The sequence below is a fragment of the Kitasatospora sp. NPDC059812 genome (genome assembly GCF_042732075.1).
In the GTDB taxonomy this organism is placed as follows: Bacteria; Actinomycetota; Actinomycetes; order Streptomycetales; family Streptomycetaceae; genus Kitasatospora.
The window spans coordinates 1-7,023 of sequence record NZ_JBHWIO010000147.1 but is presented as its reverse complement, the minus strand read 5'-3'; the positions used below and the strand labels follow the sequence as shown (position 1 = coordinate 7,023).

6 protein-coding genes are annotated in these 7,023 nt (G+C 72.1%); 1 reads left to right on the top strand and 5 read right to left on the bottom strand.

The annotated features are described in order from the left end of the window. Positions 1–89: 89 nt before the first annotated feature. The 3 genes from ACFV6D_RS37845 to ACFV6D_RS37835 all read right to left on the bottom strand — a co-directional run bounded on the left by ACFV6D_RS37845 (position 90) and on the right by ACFV6D_RS37835 (position 3,820). Complete coding sequence (locus ACFV6D_RS37845) at positions 90–1,619, bottom strand: carbohydrate binding domain-containing protein (RefSeq protein ID WP_380423492.1); 1,530 nt, start codon at positions 1,617–1,619, stop codon at positions 90–92. A gap of 423 nt (positions 1,620–2,042) precedes the next feature. Further along, entirely contained in the window at positions 2,043–3,071 is a 1,029-nt protein-coding gene (locus tag ACFV6D_RS37840) for a hypothetical protein (protein ID WP_380563259.1), read from the bottom strand. A 152-nt stretch (positions 3,072–3,223) separates the two neighbouring features. Further along, positions 3,224–3,820 (bottom strand): choice-of-anchor C family protein, encoded by a 597-nt coding sequence (locus ACFV6D_RS37835; RefSeq protein ID WP_380423490.1) that lies wholly within the window; start codon positions 3,818–3,820, stop codon positions 3,224–3,226. A 530-nt stretch (positions 3,821–4,350) separates the two neighbouring features. Between ACFV6D_RS37835 and ACFV6D_RS37830 the strand changes: the two genes are divergently transcribed. Continuing rightward, positions 4,351–5,304, top strand: a complete 954-nt coding sequence (locus ACFV6D_RS37830) for an aldo/keto reductase (RefSeq protein WP_063347013.1) — start codon at positions 4,351–4,353, stop codon at positions 5,302–5,304. Positions 5,305–5,395: 91 nt separating this feature from the next. On the opposite strand, the gene ACFV6D_RS37825 is transcribed toward ACFV6D_RS37830, so the two are convergent. After that, on the bottom strand, positions 5,396–6,016 hold the full coding sequence (locus tag ACFV6D_RS37825) for a GNAT family N-acetyltransferase (RefSeq protein ID WP_363371191.1): 621 nt from the start codon (positions 6,014–6,016) through the stop codon (positions 5,396–5,398). A 139-nt stretch (positions 6,017–6,155) separates the two neighbouring features. Next, complete coding sequence (locus ACFV6D_RS37820) at positions 6,156–6,830, bottom strand: nitroreductase family protein (RefSeq protein WP_380563257.1); 675 nt, start codon at positions 6,828–6,830, stop codon at positions 6,156–6,158. Positions 6,831–7,023 lie beyond the last annotated feature (193 nt).

The window sequence follows — 7,023 nt, the reverse complement described above, 5'->3', positions numbered from 1 at the left end:
GGCGCGCGTGGGGGTGGCGCTCCCACACCCCCCCCCCCCGCGCGCCCCCCCCCCCGCGGGGGGGGGGGGGGTCGGCCCGTGTGGCGCGGTCAGCCCGCGTACTGGGCGAAGATCTTCGCGAACTCGTACGGCTGCTGCGCGATGTTGGTGCACTTGGAGAGCGAGCCGCCGGTGCAGGCGTTGGCGTCGCGGGTGGCGTCCCAGAAGGCCAGCAGACCGAGGTGGTTCTGCCGGGCGAAGGTCACCAACTGCTGGGCGGCGGCCTGGTTGTAGATCTGGTGGTCGTCGTTCTCGCCGATCATCGGGGTGACGCCGACCATGGCCCACAGCTGGGCGTCGGTCTTCGCCGGGTAGAGCGCCTTGAGCTGGCCGAACAGGGCCTGGGCGGCCTGCACGGCGGCGTTGCCGTAGTCGGTGCCGGTCCGGTAGTAGTCCATCGCCATGATGTTCACCAGGTCGACGGCGACCCCGGCGTCGCGGGCGGACTTGACGATGGCGACGCCTTCGGAGGTCAGGCCCTCGGGCAGGACGGGCAGGGTGAAGGAGACCTTGAGGCCGGGGTGGGCCTGCTGGAGCTTGGCGAGCGCGGCGGAGCGGCGGTCGTTGGAGGCGGTGTCGGCGATGGCCGCGCCCTCGATGTCGAAGTCGACGTAGCGCAGGTTGTAGGCGTTGACGACGGCGTTGTACTCGGCGAACAGCGAGTCCACGGTGGTGCAGGCGGCGGCGAGTTCGGTGCCGCTGGCGCCGCCGAAGGAGAGCTTGACGTCGCCGCCGGCCGCGCGCAGCGCGTCGATCTGGTCCTTGGCCCAGCCGGTGCGCGGATCGTAGGCGTTGAACCAGCTGGCCTTGCAGCCGACGCCGGTCACGAAGCCCATGGTGTAGGCCTTGAGGTTGCCGGACTTGGCCATGTCGGGCATGGACGGGGTGGGCCAGGCGCCCATGTCGATGTAGGGCGCGACGGGGACGGCGACGTTCGGCGGCGGGGTGCTCGGGCCGCCGGTGGGCGTGCCGGTGGGGCCGCCGGTCGGGGTGCCGGTCGGGGTGCCCGAAGTGGGCGGCGGGGTGGTGGGGTTGCCGCCGCCGGGGCCGGTGAGCGTGATGTCGTCGGCGAGGTAGGCGCCCTGCCCGTACCAGCCGTGCAGGTAGACGGTGACGCTGGTGGTGGCCGGGCCGGTGGTGAAACTGGTGGACAGCTGCTGCCAGTTGGCGCCGCCCGGCGTCCAGGTGGCCGGGTCGGTGACGCCGCTGCCGGTGGCGCCCAGGTAGACGTACTGGCCCTGCACCCAGGCGCTGAGGTTGTACGTGGTGTTGGGCTGGACGGTGACGGTCTGGCCGCACTGTGCGGTGTCGCTCGCGCCGACCGCCCCCTTCAGCGCGTAGCTGCCGCTGTGCGCACCGGAGTTGACGACGCTGCCGGTCCCGCCGGAACAGCTCCAGGGGCTGAGCGCGTCGCTCTCCAGGCCGGGGTTGGCGAGCAGGTTGCCGTCGGCGGCGCCGGCGTTCCCGGCGAGCGTGGCGAGGCCGCCGGCGGCGAGCGCGGTGGCGGCGGCGAGGCTCAGCAGCTTGGTGCGACCGGCGGGGCGGCGGTGCGTGGGGGCGGGCTGGGGCGCGCTGGGCATGGGGGTGCCTCTCGGGACGTGGGGCCGCCCGCGCCGCGAAGGGGGAAACGCGGGGCGGGCGGCAGCATGGGGGCTGGTCCGGTGCGGGGGAGGAGCGCGGTGCTGAGCATCAAACTGGACTAGACCAGCTGTGCACGTCAAGCACTTCCGGGGCATCGGAAGCCCGCTGTGGGAAGGTTTTAGGAACGGTTTAAGGCTCTGGAACCCCGTTCTCGGAACACCGCTTCGCACCCTCGGGTGGCACCCCTGTCGACCTTCGGCACCCTGGCAGGAGGATTTTCGGCTCCCGACAGGCGGCGGCCGCGAAAGCGACGGCGGCGAAGACCGGACCGGCAGCCCCTCCGGGGAGGAGGCTGCCGGCCCTCATGGCGTCAGAAACAGCCGTCAGAAACAGCAGTCAGGAGCAGGCATCAGAAGCAGCCGTCAGGAGCAGGTGTAGTTCACGGGTCGGGAGTTCTCGTTCCCGATGAGGGTCTTCTCGTCGGTGCTGATCGCCCTGATCGTGAACGAGTCCGAGACCGCAGGCAGCGAGTCCGCCACCACGCCGTCACGCCACAGGACAGGCCGTCGAATCGACCCGACGAACGCCGTGCCGCCCACGATTCCGTTGCCGCCGATGGCACTTGCCGAGATGGCGCCCGTGCCGATGGTTCGGATCAGCGAACCCTGGGCGTCCCATTCGGCTTCGGCGTAGCTCGTGTCGTTCTGCGTGCCGCCGACGATGCGCCCGTCCCGGATCGCCGCAGGAGTTCCCTTGGCGTTGGAGCCCTGTGCGGCGAGCGCGTGCCACTGGCCGTTGATGTCCGAGACGAAGCCGAACGCGTCGGTGGACCCGACGACCCTGCCTTGCTCGTCGATGCCGTTGAGGAAGAGGAAGCTGCTTGCCGGGATGGGCAGTTCGCGGTACGTTCCCGGCGCGTTCGCCGGCCACACCACCAGGATGAAATTCGTTCCGACTTTGGCCATCCCGGCGATGTCACCGGCGTTGTTGACCACACTGGCGGACGAGCTGTTCCAGTTCGGATTGAACGGCAGCACAGTCGTCGTCCCGGTGTGGCTCACCGTCACGGCCCTGAACTTGTTGTTGACGAGGTCGGCGCCGACGATCAGGCCGGCCGCGTTGATGCCGGACAGGTTGGGATTGCCCGCAGGGAGCCGCAGCACGACCTTCCCGTTGTCCCACAGCGTCCCTCGCCCGTCCGTGAAGTCGTAGGGCCAGCTGGTGGACCGCGTTCCGGTGAGGCCGACTCCGTACCGGCCGCCGTCGCTGGAGGACACCGCGCCGGCCGTCGTGGTGGGCGGCAGCTCCCACGCCGTCTTCTGCCATTGACAGGCCGCCGCCTGGGCGGTGCCGACCGGCACCAGACCGAGTGCCGCCGTGAGCGTCGCCACGGCGAGCGCGGATGCTTTTCGTCGGTTGAATCGGTTCAATCGGTTGAACAAGGGATCCACCCTTCCTCACAGGGAGTGCACCTTCCGGTAACTGACCCTGTCAGGGCTCGCCGTGCGGGGTGAAGCACTTTAAGCGAGGGGGAAACAACGGTCGGCAAGGAGGGGGAGGCCCGCCCGCTGGTCCCGGACCGGCGGGCGGGCGGTTCAGTGGATCACCCGCAACACGGCTTGCACTCCTTGACCTGGACGTCGTCCACGACCGGGCCGGCCGCGCCCGCGTTGGTGCTGGCGAAGGTCAGCGTGGTGGAGGCGTTCCGCGCGACGAAGCTGAACTGGTGCCCCACGTAACCCATGTTGGTCGGCGTCTTGCCGGTGATGTCGAAGGAGAAGTCCTGGAAGTCCTGGCCGTCGACGAGCACCCGGCCGGTCTTCACGGCCGGTGCGGCCGACGTGTTGCCGGCCAGCGCGTACGTCACGGAGTAGGTGGTGCCCGGGACGGTGGCGAAGGTCTGGGCGACGGCGCCGGTGGTGGCGCCGTTGAGGTCCACCGACTGGTCGCCCTCGGCGGCCTGCCAGAACCCGGCGCCGATCAGGTCGACGCTGCCGCTGGTGACCGTCCACGGGCCGATGGTCTGTCCGGCGTTGAACTCGGCGAAGCTGTTCGCCGGGGCCTTGGGCGACTCGAAGCTTCCGTCGTCGAAGCGGCTGAGGGCGCGGTGGCCGCCGGCGGCCTGCGCCGGGACGGTCACGGCGGTGGCGGCGGCCACGATCACCGCGACGGCGGCGAGGCGGGTGCGCGAGAACGTCATGGGTTCCTCCCCAACGGAATACCGACTGGACGAGCCGATGATCGGCTGTGCCCAGAGGGTCCGCCGTCGCCGTGAGCCCTGCCAAGACCGGACGGATGGCGCCCGGTGGTGCGGAGGTCCCGCCGACGGGCTCCCGCACGCCGGTTTGACGGGTGATCACCCGGTGCCGGCCGGGCGGCCGGCCTGCGCGCGCCCGGCGGCCGGCCGTGGTGCGGACGCACGGTTCAGACGGTCGTGCCCGCGCGCATGGTGGTGAAGTCCGACGTACGCGCTCCACCTGCGCCTCGGGCGCATCCCACCTCCGGGTGAGCCGAGGGCCGCTCATACGATCAACGACCCCTCTGGCGGTCGGCGGATCGGAGGCGGATCGGAGGTGGATCCGAAGCGGGTCCGAAGCGGATCCCAAGCGCGTCCGAAGCGCGACCGGACGGGCTTGACCTTGAGTGCACTCCAAGGTGAAAGCTGGACGCGTTGATCCACCGCAGCACCCCGCGAGCGGGCAAACACACCACCACGATCGGAGCACCGTCATGCGCAACGCCACGTTCGGTACCAACGGCCCGGAGACCGGCGTCATCGGCCTCGGCTGCATGGGGATGACCTGGGCCTACGACGTGCAGAACCGGGACGACGAGAACTCCGTCCGGGTGATCCGGCAGGCGCTGGACCTCGGCGTCACCCTGATCGACACCGCCGACATGTACGGCCCCTACACCAACGAGGAGGTGGTCGGCGCCGCGCTGGCTGGCCCGTACCGGGAGCGCGCCTTCCTCGCCACCAAGGTCGGCATCGTCCCGGGCGGGTCCGGCCAGTCGGCCCGCGACGGCAGCCCCGAGCACGTGCGCCGCTCGATCGACGACAGCCTGCGCCGCCTCGGCACCGACCACGTCGACCTCTACCAGCTGCACCGGGTCGACCCGGCCGTCCCGATCGAGGAGACCTGGGGCGCCCTCGCCGAGACCGTCGCGGCCGGCAAGGCCCGCCGGATCGGGCTCTCCGAGGTGACCGTCGAGGAGATCAAGCGGGCCCAGTCGGTGCACCCGGTGGCGTCCGTGCAGTCCGAGCTCTCGCTCTGGACCCGGGACGTGCTGGCCGAGGTGCTGCCGTACACCGAGGAGCAGGGCATCGCCTTCCTGCCGTTCTCGCCGCTCGGCCGGGGCTTCCTGACCGGCAGCATCGCCTCCTTCGACGAACTGCCCGCCGACGACTTCCGCCGCCGGCTGCCGCGCTTCCAGCAGGACGCGCTGAAGGCGAACCTGGCACTGGTCGGCAGGGTCAAGGAGGTCGCCGAGCGGATCGGCGCGACGCCCGCACAGGTCGCGCTGGCCTGGGTGCTGGCACAGGGCCGGCACGTCTTCCCGATCCCGGGCACCAAGACGCCGCGCTACCTGGTGGACAACGCGGGCGCGGCCGAGGTCGTGCTCTCGGCGGCCGATCTGGCCGACCTGGACGCGCTGCCGACGCCGACGGGCGAGCGGTACTGAACGGCCAGCGGTGCTGAGCGGCGAGCGGTACCGAACGGCGCGGGCCGCCCAGGTCGCCGGCCCTGGTCGCCGGCCCCGCCTCGGAGCGCCGTCAGGCCTCCCGGACCCAGATCAGCTGCCGCCCGGTCTCGGCGGGAGCCCGGACGGCGGCCTCGGCGACCCGGTCGAGCCGGTAGCCGAGCTTGCGCGGGACGGCCGCGCTGGCGCCGTTCGCCTCGTCGCAGTGGATCTCCACCCGCGCGATGCCGGGCAGCGCCAGGGCGGCCTCGGTCAGCGCCCCGGCCGTGGTGGTGGCGATGCCGCGGCCGGCGTGCCGGGCGGCGACCCAGTAGCCGATCTCCAGCGCGCCGGGGCCGATCCGGCCGTGCAGGCCGAGGGCGCCGACCACGCCGCCGGGTTCGGCGTCCAGGCCGACCAGGTACATGAAGTCGGTGCCGGCCTCCCAGGCGAGGGAGCCGGCCCGGGCCAGCTCGGCGGTCTGCGCCCGGGTGGGGGGCTCGGCCGCCCACTCCATCCAGGGCCGCAGGTGGTCCAGGTTGGCGCGGACGGCCTTGTTGAGCGCCACCGCGTGCGTGCTGCGGCGGCGCAGCAGCGAGATCCCGCCGGGCAGCCGCAGTTCCTCGGGCGGCCGCCCGGTGGTGACGGCGGTGGGGCCGGGCACGTGGAGCGGGGCGGGCGGGTACTTGCAGGACCGTGACTGCGGGTGGCTCATGACCGCGATTATGTCCTTGGCCGGGACCTGTCACCAATGAATTCCGGACGGCCTCCCACCAGGCCTCTCGCCAGTCCCCGCCACACCCCGGCGCGCCCGGCCGCACCCCGGCGCACCGGCGCGCGCACACGCCCGGCGGTCAGAGCCTGATCAGCACCTCGTCCAGCTCCTTGCGCCGCAGATCCGGCACCCGTGCCCCCTCGGCCGGGTAGCCGACCGGGATGACGTACGCGGCGCGCTCCTCCAACGGGCGCTCGCAGACCTCGTTGAGGAACTTCATCGGGCTCGGCGTGTGGGTCAGCGTCGCCAGCCCGGCCTGGTGCAGCGAGGCCAGCAGCAGTCCGACCGCGATCCCCACCGACTCCTTGGTGTAGTAAGGGCGCGGCGAATCGGGCCCCTTGTGCACCTCGAACACCACGATCACCGCCGGCGCGTCCTCCAGGAACGGCTTGCGCCAGTCGGTGCCGATCGGCGCCAGCGCGGCCAGCCACTCCTCCGACGCCCGGTGCACGTAGAACTCGCGCTCCTCGGCCTCGGCGGCCTCGCGCAGCCGCCGCTTGCGCTCCGGGTCGGTGATCACCACGAACCGCCAGGGTTGGACGTGCGCGCCGCTGGGCGCGGTGTTGGCGGTCCGGATCGCCCACTCGACGACCCCGTCCGGGATCGGGCGGGTCGCGTAGTCGCGGACGGTCCGGCGCTGCGCCATCACGTCGTGGAAGGACCTGCTGCGGGCCTCGGCCTCGTGGGCCGGCACCGTCATCGGGGTGAGGGGGACGGTCGGGTAGGGCGTCCCTGCCACTGCACTGTCAACCATGGCCGACAGCACAGCACATGACGGCCGCGCCGGGAAGAGGTCGAGACCAATCCGCAGATCAGGTCCATCCGGCAGGCCTGCCCGGTGGGTCCGTCCGGCAGGGCCGCCCGGTGGGGCCGCCCCGCCCGACGGGCCAACCGCACCAGCACCCCCCCCACCCCGCCCACCCAACCCCCCGAGACCCAGGCAGGGG